This is a genomic window from Arthrobacter sp. PAMC25564, from assembly GCF_004798705.1.
In the GTDB taxonomy this organism is placed as follows: Bacteria; Actinomycetota; Actinomycetes; order Actinomycetales; family Micrococcaceae; genus Arthrobacter.
In genome coordinates this window covers 3,183,768-3,199,429 of record NZ_CP039290.1, presented here as the reverse complement: position 1 = coordinate 3,199,429, position 15,662 = coordinate 3,183,768, and the positions used below count along the sequence as shown (strand labels likewise).

Here is a 15,662-nt window from a genome sequence, read left to right as displayed (position 1 = left end):
TTGAGGGGAGACCGGACAAAGGGCTTTTCTGCCGCATGACGATGGTGGTGCCTCCAACGGGCCCATCGAAGCGATCAAGGGCGTCATTGAAACCACCAGACGGATCGCCAGAGGCTTCCGCAACTTCACCAACTATCGGCTCAGATGCCTACTCGCCGCCGGCGGACACCGTCCCTCCCGGGCAAGGCAAACCAACTATGCCTAAATGCGGAGGCCGACAAAACCGCAACGCAAGCCCTCCAGGCGCGAGCCAGAGTATCGAGCCAGGGCAGGTGCGCCTGTGAGCTCCATATTTTGGACGGTCATCCATCACCCGAGGCCTTCCTGGCTCGCTCTGTCACAACCATTGGTCTCCCCCAGATTCTTCTCAAGAGTGCATAAGTCGTCCCCTCATTAAGTATTGGACGGCTGGGGACCTGAATGGCACGCTGGTTCGACGGGGGACCTCGTCCTCAGAAATCCCCATGAGCCTCGCGCAATCCCTAGCGCGCCGCGTTCCGGCACAACCACTTTTCTGTGCCATCCGGGGACCTTACGAGACACTAGGAGTCGATCAGTGAGTTCTCTTTTTGAGCCATATCTCCTCAGGACTTTGGAGATACCCAATCGCGTGTGGATGTCGCCTATGTGCATGTACTCGGCGGAGAGCCGCGGGCCGGAAACAGGGTGCCCGACGGATTGGCATCTTGCCCATCTCGCCAGCAGAGCCGCGGGGGGAGCCGGTCTGATCATGGTGGAGGCCACGGCTGTTCGGCCCGATGGTCGCATTACGCCGTGGGATCTCGGGTTGTGGAACGCTGAGCAGGAAAAGGTGTTCGGCCGGATAGCCCGAGTGATCCGCGAACTTGGCTCCGTTCCGGCCATACAGCTTGCCCATGCTGGGCGCAAGGCTTCATCAGACCGGCCCTGGTTGACCGGGGCGCAGTTGCCCCCGGAAAACGGGGGGTGGGCGGTCAAGGGCCCCAGCGCGATACCGTATGGGCGCTGGCGCGCGCCGGCGGAATTGAGCCGGGAAGAGATCTTCGCCTTGGTGGAGGACTTTTCGGCGGCCGCCACCCGCGCCCGCAATGCCGGTTTCCAGGTTGCGGAGATCCATGGAGCACATGGCTACCTCATCGGCTCATTCCTCTCACCGCATACGAACGCTCGTATCGATGAATACGGCGGGTCGTTCGAGAACCGAACCCGCTTCGCACTGCAGGTAGTGGACGCCGTCAGGGCGGTTTGGCCTGCGGAATTCCCGCTCTTTTTCCGTCTTTCCGCCACGGATTGGTTGTCCGAAAACCCAAGCGATCCGCGGGAAGGATGGTCCGTAGCTGACAGCGTGCGCCTGGCGGTCATCCTCAGGGCGCATGGCGTCGACCTCCTCGATGTGTCGTCCGGCGGGCTGGTCCCCGATGCACGCATCACGGCAGGGCCGGGATACCAGGTGCCGTTTGCCGAGACGATCAGGGCTGGTGCGCGGATCCCTACAGCTGCCGTGGGGCTCATCAATGAGCCACGGCAGGCCCAGGACATCCTCGATGAGGGTAGGGCGGACGCCGTCTTTCTGGGGCGTGAAATGCTCCGCAACCCATATTGGCTCCGGCATGCCGCAGAGACACTTGGATACGAGCGCGAATGGCCGACCCAGTACGGTTATGCGATCAAGACCCGCCGCGGCGTCTTCCAGCGATCTGTTGATTGATTCCGCTATGTGAAACGTCCCCTCTAAGCGCGGTCGAGGATGTTCGCATGGATCCTTTGGACGCATTCCTTGACCAGCGCAGCTACCTCCGGCATCCCCTGGGGTGGCATGCGAAACGCCGGAGCGACCAGAGATACCGCGGCCACCCGATTGTTGTTCTGGTCTGTCACCAGCATCGCCAGTGCATTGACTCCGCGCTCGGCTCGACCAAGGGACACCGCGTAGGGCCGGTGGAGCTGAAGCGATGCATGAAATTCTTCGATGGTCTTCGCGCCGGAATCGCGCGGAGGACCATCGGAGTACATCGCGGCGAGTCTTTCTACGGGCATCCCGCTGAGGAAGAGCAGGCCCGCTGCAGCCGTATGGGCTGGAACCAGGACGCCAACACGGCTTCCCACGCGGAGCATTTGCGTCCCCTCAACGGTGTCAATGGCCCGAACCATCTGCCCTTCCGGCACTATAAGGTGCACACTTTCATTGGTCTTGCCCACTAGCCACTCAAGGTGTGGACGCGCAATCGGGACAAGTGATTCCGGTGTCAGCGCCCGGTGCCCATGCCGTTGGCGGGGGTCAAGGGAGTATGACCTGTCTCCGTCCTGGACAGCGAATCCATGCTCCTTCAGGCTCGCCAGCAGGCGATGCGCAGTCGAACGGGCCACCCCCAGTTCGCCGGCGGCGTCACTGACCCGGAGGACATCACGCTCCTGTAAGAGGCGAAGAAGTACCAGTGCATTACCCACAGACGATGAATTGTTCGACATAGAGGAATTCTATCCCAAAGGTGTTCCTGTGAAGCGAATTGCGGCATTACAGTCAGGGGAAGTCAAAAGCAACGCAGCAAAGGAGCTGAGCGTGTCTTTACAAGTTGAGCGACCCGCACCGTCCGTAACCGGCCGGCTTACGGGTGATGAGATCGTGGTGGATCGGGTGTCGCAGTCGTTCCAGTCGCCGGATGGTGGTTCGGTGTTGGCGTTGGATACGACGAGCCTGAGGGTTGCGCCGGGTGAGTTCGTGTGTCTGGTGGGTCCTTCGGGCTGTGGCAAGACGACGGTGCTGAATATGGTTGCCGGCCTGGTGCGTCCTACGGAGGGTGAGGTGTCCCTGGGCGGGGAGCCGATCCGGGAGGGGAACCATGATGTGGGGTATCTGCTGGCCCGGGATGGTTTGTTGCCGTGGCGTACTGCGGTGGCGAACGTGGCGTTGCCGTTGGAGTTGCGCGGAATCGCCAAGCGCGAGGCTCGGGACCGTGCTGCGGAGGTTCTCGATTCGGTCGGGCTCGGCAAATTCCTGAAGTCCTATCCCTCCCAGCTCTCACACGGGATGCGCCAGCGTACGGCGTTGGCGCGGACGCTGGTCAGCCATCCGGGCACGATCCTGATGGATGAGCCGTTCTCGGCGCTGGACGCGGAAACACGGATGCGGCTGCAGGGCGTGTTCCTGCAGCGGTGGGAAGAGCAGAAGAGTTCGGTCTTGTTCGTAACCCACGATCTCGCCGAGGCGATCGTGATGGCCGACCGGATCCTGGTTTTCTCGGCCCGTCCGGGCAAGATCATTGCCGAGTTCCGGATCGATCTGCCCCGGCCGCGCAACGTACTCGAGCTGCAGTCCAGCAGCACCTACCACAAGTACTACCAGGACATCTGGTCCGTGTTCCGCGAGGAGTTGGCATCATGACCGTCAAGAACGCACCCGGGCCCCAGACGATGACGCCGCTGAGCACTCGACCAGACCGGCCCCAGGCTGGACGGTCCGGGCAACGGCCCAAGTCCTCCGGGGCCTCGCTCCGGAAGATATTGGTTCCGCGCCGGCATTATGTGTGGGCCGTGCCGCTGGGGTGGATCGTCCTGGGCGTGCTGATGTTCGGCTCCTGGGAGCTGCTGGTGCTCAACGGCACCCTGAACCCGATCTATGTGGGCCAGCCCTCGGCCATCGTGAAAGCCTTGGGGGAGTCGCTGGGCACCGATCTGATCACGGTCCACGCCGTTTCGACGTTTACCGGGGCGATCGCCGGGTGGGCGCTGGCCTCCGTCGCCGGCGTGCTCGCGGCCCTGGCCCTGGCGGCCTCGCCGTTTATGCTCCGGGTGATCGAGCCTTACCTCACGGCGATCAACGCGCTGCCGCGTGTTGCCCTGGCTCCGATTTTCCTGCTCTGGTTCGGGATCGGCGTGGAATCCAAGATCGCCTTGGCCTTCAGCCTGGCGTTCTTCGTGGTGTTTTCCAACACCCTCGCCGGCGTGCAGAGCGCCGAGGAGGAACGGTTGCTGCTGGCCCGGGTACTGGGCGCGAAGAAGCACCAGACCTTCACCAAGTTCATCCTTCCCGGTGCCGTGCCGGGGATCTTCACAGGCCTGGAACTGGGCTTCATCTTCGGCATGCTCGCCACCGTGGCCGGGGAAATGATCGCAGGCCAGAGCGGCCTGGGTGTCCGGCTGCAATACTTCGCCGCGGCCTTCCGCATGGACCAGTACTTCGCGACCCTGATCATCCTCGTGGCCGGCACCATGCTCATCTCCTGGGGCCTGCGGACCATCCGCACCAAACTCCTCCGCTGGCAAAACAACTAAAACTTCCACCACATCCCCTCTACCCGGGCACCGCTGTGCCCGGAGAAGGAACGGCTATGACCATCCAAGCAAACTTCAAAGCCCTGTCTCACGAAGAGCTGCTGCGCAAGCTCTCACACACCGACCCAACTGCACTCCTTCTGGCACTCGTCGAGATGACTGGTGACCTCGGCCTGCTCCATGAATGCCGGGGCTACATCACCGGACCCACTTCGGCGGACGCGAAGTTTCCGGACCACGTCCTGAACCGTCTCCGCGAGCGTATGGCGGGTGTCCTCACCGAAACCGGTGGCGCGTACCCTGATGCCCCCGCTACTGGAGAAGTTTTTGATTCCCTCGCCAACACGGTTGCCGGACGGGAAATGGCAGACCACGAGAAACGGGTCATCCTGAAGGAGATGGGTCGGCTGGGCGACGCTTTCGTCGACTGGAGTTCGGTACGACCGGAGTCGGCCGCTGGCTTCTCGGTGGCCATCATCGGAGCCGGCATGTCCGGCATCGCGACGGCGATCCACCTCAAGCGCATGGGCATCCCCTTCCACATCTACGATTCCAACAACGAATCCGGCGGGACCTGGGCGGTCAATACCTACCCTGGTTGTGGCGTTGACATCGCAAGCCACTATTTTTCCTTTTCCTTTGCCCGCCGGCAGGACTGGAACCGGTACTACGCCAAGCAGCCCGAAATCCTCGCCTACATCCAGGAATGCGTCCGCATGTTCGGACTGGAGGAGCACATCAGCTTCGGTGTCCGGGTGGACTCCGCTTCCTTCGACGAGTCCACCGCGGAGTGGGTCCTCGATACCGTCACCGGGACCAGCCGACAGACCATCCGCACGAACGTTCTGGTCAGCGGAATCGGCCAGCTCAGCGTCCCGGCCGTTCCGGACCTCCCGGGCCGGGAAAACTTCCTCGGCAAAGCGTTCCATTCGGCAGAATGGGACCACTCCGCAGACCTGACCGGCAAAAAGGTGGTACTCGTAGGCAACGGTGCCAGCGCCAACCAGATCGGCCCCGCCATTGCCCCGATCGTAGACACACTCACCGTTCTGCAGCGGAGCCCGCAGTGGGTAGTCGGCGTGCCGGGCTACCTCGAAGACGTGCCGGAAGACGAGAAATGGGTCCTGGGCAATGTTCCCGCCTACGAACGCTGGTTCCGTGCGCGGACCATGCTCTCGATGAACGACGTGATGCGCCCGGCCGCCGTGGTGGACCCCACGTGGAACAACCCCGACGGCACGATCAGTCAAGCCAACCAGGCTCTTCGTGAACGCCTCCTGGGCTACATGTCAGATGAGCTGGGTGAACGCCAGGACCTCTTGGAGTCCCTGGTTCCCAGTTTCCCTCCGCTGATGAAGCGGATGCTGCGGGACAACGGCTGGGTCCGGATGTTCCAGCGCGAGAACGTCGAGCTCGTGAACTTCCGGGCACTGGAATTCACCGAGACAGGCGTGATTGACGGGGACGGGCGGGAACACGACGCCGACATCGTTGTCTTCGCTACCGGGTTCAAGGCGGCACGCATGCTCTCCTCCGTCGATTTCACCGGCAAGGGCGGCGTCACAATCCGCGACGTCTGGGGCGAGGAGGACCCCCGTGCCTACCTGGGTATTACCGTCCCGGATTTCCCGAACCTCTTCGTTCTGTACGGGCCCAATACAAACGTGGGAGTCGGCGGCAGCATCTTCTTCCAGGCCGAAGCCCAGAGTAGCTATATCGCGACCATTATTCGCGACATGATCGAACGCGGTATCGGCAGCGCAGAGGTGAAGCGCGACGTATTTGAGGACTACAACGCCCGGATGGATGCGGAGCTGGAGAAAATGATCTGGGCCGTGCCGACCGGGTCCACGTGGTACCGGAACTCGAAGGGACGCGTAACAGCGAACATGCCGTGGACGTCTGCAGACTACTGGCAGATGACGACGGAGGCCAGCCTCGAGACCTACGAAGTCCAGAAGTCGCTGATCGGACTGCCGTCCGTCCCGATCAGTGAGACGGCAGAGACAAATGCAGCCCATGTCTAACCCGGTGCTCAGCGGGAACTTCATCGAGACCAGCACGCCAAAACCGGGTGGTTGCCCTTCCACTGGCGTGGTCTTCATCCACGGGCTGGGCGGGAATTCCAACGTCTATTTTCCCCTGCGGAGCGCCATCCAGTCCGAATATCCCACAGTCTCGATCGACCTCACCGGCCTTGGCCGAAGCAACGGGACTGGGCCGCAGGGGTTCGGGGACTGGATTATCGACGTCGAAAACGCCATCGCGGAGCTTGGGGAATTCGAGAGTGTCATCCTCGTCGGGCACTCACTGGGAACGCTGGTGGCCCGACATGTGGCAGCCCAGGAGCCGCGGGTCAAGGGCATGGTGCTTTTCGCCCCGATCGCAGGTCCCGACGTCTCGCAGAGGCCAGCGTTCGCAGCCAGGGCAGCCACAGCACGTACCCACGGCATGGTGAGGGTCGCCCACGACTTTGGCCTTGCTGCCCTAAGTCAGCACACGCTCAATACCCGTCCACTGGCCGTGACACTCGTGCGCGAATTCCTCATGGGCCAGGACGCTGATCGCTACGCCGAGTGCTGCGTGGCGATCGGCGAAGCCGGCGAAGCCAATCCCCCGGAAGCCCCTGACTGTTCGGTGATCCTGGTCCGCGGAGCGGAGGACGCCATTTCTACGACCCAGGAAGTCGCTGCATGCGAGGCAGCACTGCGGCCGGCCCACACCGAGACAGTCGTTCTGAAGAACGTCGCCCACTGGCCGACGGTTGAGGATCCCGAATCCTCCATCGCGGTCTTACAGCGGTTCCTGGCAGAAACTGCAGCCAGAACCGCCACCTCCACTCATCACGTCACATCAGGATTGGAAAGACATTGAAACCTCTCGAGGGAAAAGTTGCCGTCGTCACCGGAGCAGCCCGTGGGCTGGGCCTCGACTACGCCAAGCGCCTGGCCCAGATGGGCGCCAACATCGCCATCAGTGACATCAACCTGGACTCTGCGTCGCAGTACGAGGCCGAAATGAGCCAGTTGGTGGACGGCAGCCTGGAAAAGACACTCTCCCAGTACGGTACGGAGGTCTTCATGAAGGAGGTCGACGCGACTGACGAAGAGGCGACGAAGGCATTCGCCGACGACGTCTACGCGAAGTGGGGGCGCATTGATGTCGCCGTCTGCAACGCCGGAGGAGGCGGCGATTTTTCAGCCTCTCAACCCACACAAATTGTGGACGAGTCGATGAAGGCAACGTTCGCCCGGAACTTCTACTCCACCGTTTACACAGCAGCCGCAGTGGCCCCCTACATGAAGAAGCAGCAGGCCGGGAAAATCATCACAATCTCCTCGTTCACCGGTGTGATGGCACTGGGCGAGGGCCACGGCGCCGACTACGCAGTGGCCAAGGGAGCGGTGGCACACTACACACGCTGTCTCGCCCAGGAACTTGGGCCCCACGGTGTCAATGCCAACGCCATTGCTCCCGGTTTCATCGCCACTGGCCAGTTCAAGGAGCGACTCGGCGCAGCTGACCCCGAACGCCTCAGGCAATGGACCCAGATGAGTGCTCTGCGCCGGCTGGGACGGCCCGAGGATTGCACCAACGTCGTCGAGTTCCTTGCTAGTCCACTGTCCGACTTCGTTTCCGGCCAGGTCATCTGCGTCGACGGCGGAATACTCCGCAGCGCGAGCTAGTCGCCCGTCCTAGTTATCTAACCATTTCCGAAAGGCACCATCATGTTCCGTGCAAAGAAGCACCATAGCCGCCGTATTGCCCTCATGACCGCTTCCGCCGCATCCGTAGTACTGGCCGTAACCGCCTGCGGCGGCGCCGCCACCTCGGCCAGCGCTCCGGCCAGCGACGTAGACCCTGGCTGTGAGAAGGCCTACCCGGCGAAGTACCAGTGGTACGACGGCAACATCATCAACATCCAGGCAGCCGTGGCTAAGGAGAAGGGGTTCTTCGCGAAAAACTGCATCGCCGGAACTCCGGTGAGTATCGCGTCCACGCCGGCGTCGATCACAGCCATGGTCGGCGGTCAGGTCGACTTCATCAACACCGGACCGGACAACGTCCCGCCCGCGCGCGCTCAAGGTATCGACCTGAAAGTGGTGACAAACATCCTCACCCGGCCCATTTACAGCCTGGTGGTCCTCAAGGACAAAGTTGGCGCCACGTATCAGGAAACGCTGAACAACATCAAGACGGTCGGAGTCGTGGCACTCGGGGGCAGCGCAGAATTCCACTCCCACACCAACTTTCAGGACGCGGGAATAGACCCCGGGACCAAGACCTTCGTCGCGCTCGGACAGACATCGACAATGCTGGCAGGGCTCGAAAACAAGAAAGTCGACGCCGTCTACTTCTACGGCACGGCCCAGGACGTCGCTGTCGCCAAGGGATTCGGCATCATGATCTCAGACTCGCGCAAACCAGCGACAAATGAGAACCCGGTCCCCAAGACGCTCCAGGGGGTCGGCAAAACCTCGCTGCTGTGGGCGGCACAGGGCAGCTTCCTTCAGAAGAACCCGGAAACCGGCAAGCGATTCCAGGCCGCCCTGGACGAGGCCAGCGTATGGATCAGGGATCCGAAGAACCGCGAGGAGCTCTACAAGATTCTGCGGAACCAGGTGTCAGTGCCCGCGGATCTGGCCAACGCCGACGAGGTGTACAAGGCCTCCGTCGACATTTACGCCCAGAACGTCGATACGAAAGTCGATCTGACCGCGCTCCAGGCTTATGTCGACTTCACGGTCAAGACCCGCGGCACCAAGATCACGGAGCAGGCCAAAGACATGGTCTGGTCCGAAACCGTCAAATGACCATGCCATTCACAGCCAGCACCGCCCAGAACGCCAGCCTTACGGGTGATGAGATCGTGGTGGATCGGGTGTCGCAGTCGTTCCAGTCGCCGGATGGTGGTTCGGTGTTGGCGTTGGATACGACGAGCCTGAGGGTTGCGCCGGGTGAGTTCGTGTGTCTGGTGGGTCCTTCGGGCTGTGGCAAGACGACGGTGCTGAATATGGTTGCCGGCCTGGTGCGTCCTACGGAGGGTGAGGTGTCCCTGGGCGGGGAGCCGATCCGGGAGGGGAACCATGATGTGGGGTATCTGCTGGCCCGGGATGGTTTGTTGCCGTGGCGTACTGCGGTGGCGAACGTGGCGTTGCCGTTGGAGTTGCGCGGAATCGCCAAGCGCGAGGCTCGGGACCGTGCTGCGGAGGTTCTCGATTCGGTCGGGCTCGGCAAATTCCTGAAGTCCTATCCCTCCCAGCTCTCACACGGGATGCGCCAGCGTACGGCGTTGGCGCGGACGCTGGTCAGCCATCCGGGCACGATCCTGATGGATGAGCCGTTCTCGGCGCTGGACGCGGAAACACGGATGCGGCTGCAGGGCGTGTTCCTGCAGCGGTGGGAAGAGCAGAAGAGTTCGGTCTTGTTCGTAACCCACGATCTCGCCGAGGCGATCGTGATGGCCGACCGGATCCTGGTTTTCTCGGCCCGTCCGGGCAAGATCATTGCCGAGTTCCGGATCGATCTGCCCCGGCCGCGCAACGTACTCGAGCTGCAGTCCAGCAGCACCTACCACAAGTACTACCAGGACATCTGGTCCGTGTTCCGCGAGGAGTTGGCATCATGACCGTCAAGAACGCACCCGGGCCCCAGACGATGACGCCGCTGAGCACTCGACCAGACCGGCCCCAGGCTGGACGGTCCGGGCAACGGCCCAAGTCCTCCGGGGCCTCGCTCCGGAAGATATTGGTTCCGCGCCGGCATTATGTGTGGGCCGTGCCGCTGGGGTGGATCGTCCTGGGCGTGCTGATGTTCGGCTCCTGGGAGCTGCTGGTGCTCAACGGCACCCTGAACCCGATCTATGTGGGCCAGCCCTCGGCCATCGTGAAAGCCTTGGGGGAGTCGCTGGGCACCGATCTGATCACGGTCCACGCCGTTTCGACGTTTACCGGGGCGATCGCCGGGTGGGCGCTGGCCTCCGTCGCCGGCGTGCTCGCGGCCCTGGCCCTGGCGGCCTCGCCGTTTATGCTCCGGGTGATCGAGCCTTACCTCACGGCGATCAACGCGCTGCCGCGTGTTGCCCTGGCTCCGATTTTCCTGCTCTGGTTCGGGATCGGCGTGGAATCCAAGATCGCCTTGGCCTTCAGCCTGGCGTTCTTCGTGGTGTTTTCCAACACCCTCGCCGGCGTGCAGAGCGCCGAGGAGGAACGGTTGCTGCTGGCCCGGGTACTGGGCGCGAAGAAGCACCAGACCTTCACCAAGTTCATCCTTCCCGGTGCCGTGCCGGGGATCTTCACAGGCCTGGAACTGGGCTTCATCTTCGGCATGCTCGCCACCGTGGCCGGGGAAATGATCGCAGGCCAGAGCGGCCTGGGTGTCCGGCTGCAATACTTCGCCGCGGCCTTCCGCATGGACCAGTACTTCGCGACCCTGATCATCCTCGTGGCCGGCACCATGCTCATCTCCTGGGGCCTGCGGACCATCCGCACCAAACTCCTCCGCTGGCAAGACAACTAAAACTGAATGGAGATTCTCATATGACCAAGCAACAGACCGTGACATTCATCGGCCTCGGGGCCATGGGCCAGCCCATTGCCCGCCACATCAGCGACGGCGGATACGCCGTGCGCGCGGTAGATGCTTTTCCGGCAGCACGGCTGAGGGCCGCCGAGGCGGGACTCGAGACTTTCGAGTCTGTCGAAGACGCCGTTCCGGGCGCTGACTTCATTCTCATGATGCTGCCCACCGTCGAGATCGCGCACAACGTGTTCGATTCCGTCGTGGCGTCTGCAGACCCCGCGTCGATGATCATCGAGATGGGCACCATCGGGCACGAATCGTCCGCCGCCCATGCCAGCGTCGCGCGGGAGCGGGGTTTCCGGTATCTGGATGCGCCAGTTATCGGCGGCGGCCGAGAGGCTGCCGAGGACAGCAGGCTCAAGATCCTCGCCGGTGGGGATGAGGAAACCGTGCAGTCCGCCGATCCGCTTCTCCGCTGTTTCAGCACCCTGACGTACCACGTCGGTGGCGATGGCGCCGGCCAGGTTATGAAAGTCATCCACAACCTCCTCTTGGCGGGGATCACTGCGGCGACGGCTGAAGCTCTGGTGTTGGCCGACCGGCTCGGCGTCGACCCGGACAAAGCCGTAGAGATCCTTGATTCATCATCGACCAGCACCTTCGCGCTCAATTGGCTTTTCCCGCCGGCGCTGCGTGATGACTACTCTGGCGGCGCGAAGGTCGACATCCTCCTCAAGGACCTCAGGCTCGCCATGGGAGATATCCGCTCGGTTGCGCCCGAGCAAAGCTGGACTGTCGCCGAACGCGTCCACACGCTCTACGAACGGTGCAAGGAAGCCGGCTACGGCGGGGACGACATGGCAGTCGTCTACCGGCTGCTGCAGAACGACGTCGTCTCCGTCCCGCCGGCTGTCTCTGGCACTGCTTCGGCGTAGATCTACGAAACGGGGCCCTCACTGTGCCAGGCAACGAACTACCGCCTACCGCGCCCATCCCGGTGTCGCGCGGGAAAATTACTGAACGTCTGCTTCCCGGCGGCAACGAACCGGATCCACGCTTCACCCTGGCCAACGAACGCACCTTCCTTGCCTGGATCCGCACCTCCCTGGCGCTCGTGGCCGGCGGAATCGCCATTGAGGCCTTCACCTCGGGACTCTTCGTGGAGCCAGCGCGCAAGGGACTCGCGGTCCTGCTCCTGCTCCTCGGAATGATGCTGAGCGCGGGCGCCGCGGTGCGCTGGATCCGGGTGGAGCGGAGCATGAGGAATAAGTCGCCGTTGCCGTTGCCGCTCATCGTGCCCCTTCTGGCAGCAACGGGGGCGCTGGCTGCCGTTGTCGTCGTCATTTTCATCCTCTGGCGCTGAGTGCCCGTGGTCCGAACTAGCCAGCCCCGCCGAAGCCTGCACGACGATCCGGGCCTTCAGCCCGAACGGACCACTCTGGCCTGGGGCCGGACCATGATGGCCCTCGTCACGGTCAGCGCCATCTTCCTTCGTTGGCTTCCTCATCACGGCCTGCCTATCCTGCTGCTCTGCGGCGTCTCAGTAACCGCTGCCGGCGCCATCTACCTCACTCAGCAGAGGCGGTACAGCGCCAGAGCCTGCGGGATCACTCGGGAATACATCGACGCCGACATCTCCGCGGTTCTGTGGACCTCTGTCGCGGGAATAGCACTGGGAGGACTGGGGGTTACCGTGGTCCTCGCCGGCTGAGGAGGCTCGGACGGATCCAGCACGAAGCCCGGATCAAACCTGCGGAATGGCCCGGAAATCCGGCATTCGCCGAGCACATTACGGAACGACACAAGGCAATGGGGGAGACCGCAGCGGACATCAATGACCTACGGCAAGGGGTCCGAAGCGGTTTGGATGACGGCGGGGTGCCGTATGGTTTTGTGAGACTCCTTGACAGGAACCATTCTTCGCATTGACCGACCGTAAGAGGTAGTACTAGGACGATGTCGCGGAGCTGGTGATTTCCTCGGGCCGTCCGATAGTCCAGTTCGCGCCGGAAATCGGCGTGAACGAGGGCACGCTGGGAGACGTGGGTGCGAAAATACCGCGAGGGTTATCCGGATCGGTTCCTGACCGAGGAGAGGCCCTCAGTGCCGTGGGACGAGCACCAGAAGGCGTTAGCGGAGAGCCACCAGGAGGGCGCGATTCTTGTTCAGATCCACTTCGGTGCTGCCGGAACCGCACCCTGGGCCGCGTCCGCGGCGGGTCCGGCGGCGGTTACGCCGCCGTTGCCCCGGCCGGCGGCCCATTCGACGACCGCGGGAAGCGGGCCGGAGACCACTGTCGGGGACTCGGCCGTCGTGTCGCCGAAGGTGAGTTCCTGATCCTGGCCGGTGACCTTGACCACGAGCCCGGTGTCGGTGCGGCGGGTTTTCCAGGCGCCGGTGATGTCTTTGAGCAGGCGTTCAAGGACCGGGGCGGGGATGTCGGCAAACCTCGCGCCGTTGTCCAGGTCCACGGCGTGCATCCAGACTTCCCGGCTGCGCATCCAGACGGTTTCGCTGGCGGGGACTTCGCGGCCCTGGATGGTGCGCACTTTGTGGTGCCAGGCGTCCTCGGGCAGGTCCCGCCATTCGACGTTCAGGTGCACGGCGGAGTGGTCGAAGAGGTGCCGGAGCGCGATCGGGGACAGGGTGGCGCCGAAGTTGATCTCGTGGTCCCGGACGTCCGTGGACGCGTACATCGGGGTTTCCACCCCGGTGGCTGCCCACTCGACCAGGCGCGCGATGGCCCGGGCGTTGTAGCCGATGTGCGCGGTGATGTGGCGGCGGGTCCAGCCCGGCAGCAGCGTATCGCCGTCGAGCTCCGCGTCGGTGAGTTCGTTGAGCTTGCGGGCGAAGAACGCGGTGCCCCGGCGTGCCTGCAGCAGGGCTGCGAGCAGTTCGGGGTCCGTCGTCTGGTCGTGGCGTGCAACCATCAGGCTTCCTTGACGACGCGGTTCTTCAGCTGGCCCAGTCCCTCGATGGTGGTGACCAGGAGCTGGCCTTCCTGGAGGTAGCGCTTGGGGTCCTGGGCGTGGCCCACGCCTCCGGGGGTGCCGGTGGCGATGACGTCGCCGGGGTTCAGGGTGATGATGGTGGAGATGTAGGAGACCAGGAATTCCGGGGTGAAGACGACGTCGTTGGTGGGGGTCTGCTGCTGGATCTCGCCGTCGACCGCGGTGGTCATCAGGCCGCCGCTGAATTCGTCCTTGGTGACCAGGGCGGGGCCGAACGGGGTGGACTTCTCCCAGGTCTTGCCCTGCAGCCACTGGATGGTGCGGAACTGGTAGTCGCGCATGGACACGTCGTTCAGGACGGCGTAGCCGGCGATGTGGTCCGCGGCGTCGGCTTCGGCGATCCGGCGGCCCTTCTTGCCGATCACGACGGCGAGTTCGGATTCCCAGTCGACCGTGGACGATTCCTGCGGCAGGGCCAGGTCATCGTTCGGGCCGATCAGGGATTCCTGGTACTTGGCGAACAGGGTGGGGTACTCCGGGACTTCCCGGCCCATTTCCTTGATGTGGTTGCGGTAGTTGTGCCCGACGCAGATGATCTTGCCCGGGAACGGGACGACGGCGTCCAGGTCCGCGCCCTCAAGCGGGTGCGTGGCACCGGCCGCGGCCTTCGCGGTGGCCTCCCAGCCGGCGGTGTTGAGCAGTTCCCCGACGTTGGCGAAGCCGTCGATCTCGGTCAGGGTGGTCCCGTCCTGGCGCACTGCCTTGGTTCCGTTCTTGGTGCGGAGGGTGAGGAGTCTCATTTGTTGTTGCGTCCTTCGATGTAGGTGCGGTTGAAGTTCAGGCGTTCGAAAATGGGGGCGTCGCTGAAGCGGAACAGGTCGAATTCCGTCCCGGCCTGAAGGTCCGCCTGAAGGGACCAGGCGGCCCAGGACGGGACGACGAACAGGTCACCCTTGGCCAGGTTCTTCGTTTCCCCGTTCAGGACCACCGTGCCGGTGCCTTCGAAGACCTGCCAGACACTGGAACCGACCTCACGGACGGTCTCGGTGCCGGCCCCGGCGCGGAGGCGGTGGAACTCGGCCCGGATGGTGGGCATCACGTCCCCGCCCGTGGTGGGGTTGGTGTAGCGGACCGCGGCGTGGCCCTGGGACACCGTGGCCGGGTGGCCCTCGTCCTCGAGCAGCAGCTGCTCGGCCAGGGCCCGGTCGGTGTATTCCCAGCGGTACGCCGCGATGGGGGAGCTCGTGGTGTCATCCAGGCCCGAGAGCGGGCGCAGGCCCGGGTGCGCCCAGAGCCGCTCGGAACGGGAGATGTCCGGGGTCGCCTCGTCGGTGACCCGCTCGGTGCCGAACTCGAAGAACCCGGCGTCGGCGTAGTGCACGAACGGGATGTCCAGGCCGTCGATCCACGCCATCGGCTCATCGGTGTCGTTGTGGTGGCCGTGGAAGTTCCAGCCCGGGGTCAGCAGGAAATCCCCGCGCGACATCCGCACCGGATCCCCGTTCACAACGGTCCAGACGCCCTCGCCCTCGACGACGAAGCGGAACGCGTTCTGGGAGTGGCGGTGCTCCGGGGCGGTCTCACGGGCACCGAGGTACTGGATCGCGGCCCACAGCGTGGGGGTCGCGTACGGGGTCTTGCCCAGGCCCGGATTCGCGAGGGCGATCGCACGGCGTTCCCCGCCGCGGCCCACGGGCACCAGGTCACCGGCGCGCGCGGCCAGCGGGTACAGATCGTTCCAGCGCCAGACGTGCGGAACGGCTTTGGGCGTGGGGACCATCGGCATCAGGTCCGCGATCTCGGTCCACAGCGGGATCAGGTTCTCGGACTCAAAGTCCTGGTACAGCTGCTCCAGCTGGGCAGCCTCCTCCGGCGTCGGCTCCGCAGCGATGTGCTGCGCGGCGACTGACTCATGCGTGGTGTTCTCGATCATGGCAA

The 15,662-nt window shown here is 63.7% G+C and carries 16 protein-coding genes and 1 pseudogene; 13 read left to right on the top strand and 4 right to left on the bottom strand.

Annotated features, from left to right (window positions below):
- Positions 1-46 precede the first annotated feature (46 nt).
- Both E5206_RS14950 and E5206_RS14945 read left to right on the top strand, forming a co-directional pair.
- Positions 47-205 (top strand): annotated as a pseudogene (locus E5206_RS14950) (transposase); the annotation flags it as partial.
- A gap of 411 nt (positions 206-616) precedes the next feature.
- Complete coding sequence (locus E5206_RS14945; protein ID WP_240690196.1) at positions 617-1,687, top strand: NADH:flavin oxidoreductase/NADH oxidase; 1,071 nt, start codon at positions 617-619, stop codon at positions 1,685-1,687.
- A 23-nt stretch (positions 1,688-1,710) separates the two neighbouring features.
- On the opposite strand, the gene E5206_RS14940 is transcribed toward E5206_RS14945, so the two are convergent.
- Positions 1,711-2,448 (bottom strand): IclR family transcriptional regulator, encoded by a 738-nt coding sequence (locus E5206_RS14940; protein WP_136323170.1) that lies wholly within the window; start codon positions 2,446-2,448, stop codon positions 1,711-1,713.
- Between the two features lie 28 nt (positions 2,449-2,476).
- Between E5206_RS14940 and E5206_RS14935 the strand changes: the two genes are divergently transcribed.
- The 11 genes from E5206_RS14935 to E5206_RS14885 all read left to right on the top strand — a co-directional run bounded on the left by E5206_RS14935 (position 2,477) and on the right by E5206_RS14885 (position 12,484).
- Positions 2,477-3,361 carry an ABC transporter ATP-binding protein gene (locus E5206_RS14935; protein WP_205759945.1) on the top strand — a complete coding sequence of 295 codons (885 nt, stop codon included), beginning with the start codon at positions 2,477-2,479 and terminating at the stop codon, positions 3,359-3,361.
- Positions 3,358-4,251: an ABC transporter permease gene (locus E5206_RS14930; protein ID WP_136323169.1), complete on the top strand. Its 894-nt coding sequence runs from the start codon at positions 3,358-3,360 to the stop codon at positions 4,249-4,251. The genes E5206_RS14935 and E5206_RS14930 overlap by 4 nt, the downstream gene beginning before the upstream one ends.
- A 56-nt stretch (positions 4,252-4,307) precedes the next feature.
- Positions 4,308-6,278, top strand: a complete 1,971-nt coding sequence (locus E5206_RS14925; protein ID WP_136323168.1) for an NAD(P)/FAD-dependent oxidoreductase — start codon at positions 4,308-4,310, stop codon at positions 6,276-6,278.
- Positions 6,271-7,125, top strand: a complete 855-nt coding sequence (locus tag E5206_RS14920) for an alpha/beta hydrolase (protein WP_168709366.1) — start codon at positions 6,271-6,273, stop codon at positions 7,123-7,125. The genes E5206_RS14925 and E5206_RS14920 overlap by 8 nt, the downstream gene beginning before the upstream one ends.
- Entirely contained in the window at positions 7,122-7,937 is an 816-nt protein-coding gene (locus E5206_RS14915) for an SDR family oxidoreductase (RefSeq protein WP_168709365.1), read from the top strand. Before E5206_RS14920 ends, E5206_RS14915 begins: the two co-directional genes overlap by 4 nt.
- Positions 7,938-8,021: 84 nt before the next feature.
- Entirely contained in the window at positions 8,022-9,065 is a 1,044-nt protein-coding gene (locus E5206_RS14910) for an ABC transporter substrate-binding protein (RefSeq protein ID WP_168709364.1), read from the top strand.
- Positions 9,062-9,880 carry an ABC transporter ATP-binding protein gene (locus E5206_RS14905; protein WP_205759944.1) on the top strand — a complete coding sequence of 273 codons (819 nt, stop codon included), beginning with the start codon at positions 9,062-9,064 and terminating at the stop codon, positions 9,878-9,880. The genes E5206_RS14910 and E5206_RS14905 overlap by 4 nt, the downstream gene beginning before the upstream one ends.
- Entirely contained in the window at positions 9,877-10,770 is an 894-nt protein-coding gene (locus tag E5206_RS14900) for an ABC transporter permease (protein WP_136323164.1), read from the top strand. Before E5206_RS14905 ends, E5206_RS14900 begins: the two co-directional genes overlap by 4 nt.
- Before the next feature lie 20 nt (positions 10,771-10,790).
- Positions 10,791-11,708, top strand: coding sequence for an NAD(P)-dependent oxidoreductase (locus tag E5206_RS14895; RefSeq protein WP_136323163.1), 918 nt, complete (start codon positions 10,791-10,793; stop codon positions 11,706-11,708).
- Positions 11,709-11,770: 62 nt separating this feature from the next.
- A complete protein-coding gene (locus E5206_RS14890) occupies positions 11,771-12,136 on the top strand; it encodes a DUF202 domain-containing protein (RefSeq protein ID WP_240689769.1) in 366 nt (121 codons plus the stop codon).
- A 93-nt stretch (positions 12,137-12,229) separates the two neighbouring features.
- A complete protein-coding gene (locus tag E5206_RS14885; protein ID WP_240690195.1) occupies positions 12,230-12,484 on the top strand; it encodes a hypothetical protein in 255 nt (84 codons plus the stop codon).
- Between the two features lie 454 nt (positions 12,485-12,938).
- Here E5206_RS14885 and E5206_RS14880 read toward each other — a convergent pair whose 3' ends face one another.
- The 3 genes from E5206_RS14880 to E5206_RS14870 are packed head-to-tail and all read right to left on the bottom strand — an operon-like array spanning position 12,939 to position 15,657.
- Entirely contained in the window at positions 12,939-13,703 is a 765-nt protein-coding gene (locus E5206_RS14880) for a maleylpyruvate isomerase family mycothiol-dependent enzyme (RefSeq protein WP_136323161.1), read from the bottom strand.
- The gene (locus E5206_RS14875; protein ID WP_136322904.1) at positions 13,703-14,524 is read right to left on the bottom strand and encodes a fumarylacetoacetate hydrolase family protein; all 822 of its coding nucleotides are present in this window, start codon (positions 14,522-14,524) and stop codon (positions 13,703-13,705) included. Before E5206_RS14875 ends, E5206_RS14880 begins: the two co-directional genes overlap by 1 nt.
- Complete coding sequence (locus E5206_RS14870; RefSeq protein ID WP_136323160.1) at positions 14,521-15,657, bottom strand: cupin domain-containing protein; 1,137 nt, start codon at positions 15,655-15,657, stop codon at positions 14,521-14,523. The genes E5206_RS14875 and E5206_RS14870 overlap by 4 nt, the downstream gene beginning before the upstream one ends.
- Positions 15,658-15,662 lie beyond the last annotated feature (5 nt).

Bases quoted from the DNA above. Each gene is read 5' to 3' on its own strand.
- E5206_RS14945 (WP_240690196.1), top strand. From the start codon at position 617: ATGTCGCCTATGTGCATGTACTCGGCGGAGAGCCGCGGGCCGGAAACA.
- E5206_RS14925 (WP_136323168.1), top strand. From the start codon at position 4,308: ATGACCATCCAAGCAAACTTCAAAGCCCTGTCTCACGAAGAGCTGCTG.
- E5206_RS14870 (WP_136323160.1), bottom strand. From the start codon at position 15,657: ATGATCGAGAACACCACGCATGAGTCAGTCGCCGCGCAGCACATCGCT.
- E5206_RS14930 (WP_136323169.1), top strand. From the start codon at position 3,358: ATGACCGTCAAGAACGCACCCGGGCCCCAGACGATGACGCCGCTGAGC.
- E5206_RS14905 (WP_205759944.1), top strand. From the start codon at position 9,062: ATGACCATGCCATTCACAGCCAGCACCGCCCAGAACGCCAGCCTTACG.
- E5206_RS14875 (WP_136322904.1), bottom strand. From the start codon at position 14,524: ATGAGACTCCTCACCCTCCGCACCAAGAACGGAACCAAGGCAGTGCGC.
- E5206_RS14895 (WP_136323163.1), top strand. From the start codon at position 10,791: ATGACCAAGCAACAGACCGTGACATTCATCGGCCTCGGGGCCATGGGC.
- E5206_RS14920 (WP_168709366.1), top strand. From the start codon at position 6,271: ATGTCTAACCCGGTGCTCAGCGGGAACTTCATCGAGACCAGCACGCCA.
- E5206_RS14940 (WP_136323170.1), bottom strand. From the start codon at position 2,448: ATGTCGAACAATTCATCGTCTGTGGGTAATGCACTGGTACTTCTTCGC.
- E5206_RS14910 (WP_168709364.1), top strand. From the start codon at position 8,022: ATGACCGCTTCCGCCGCATCCGTAGTACTGGCCGTAACCGCCTGCGGC.
- E5206_RS14900 (WP_136323164.1), top strand. From the start codon at position 9,877: ATGACCGTCAAGAACGCACCCGGGCCCCAGACGATGACGCCGCTGAGC.
- E5206_RS14885 (WP_240690195.1), top strand. From the start codon at position 12,230: ATGATGGCCCTCGTCACGGTCAGCGCCATCTTCCTTCGTTGGCTTCCT.
- E5206_RS14880 (WP_136323161.1), bottom strand. From the start codon at position 13,703: ATGGTTGCACGCCACGACCAGACGACGGACCCCGAACTGCTCGCAGCC.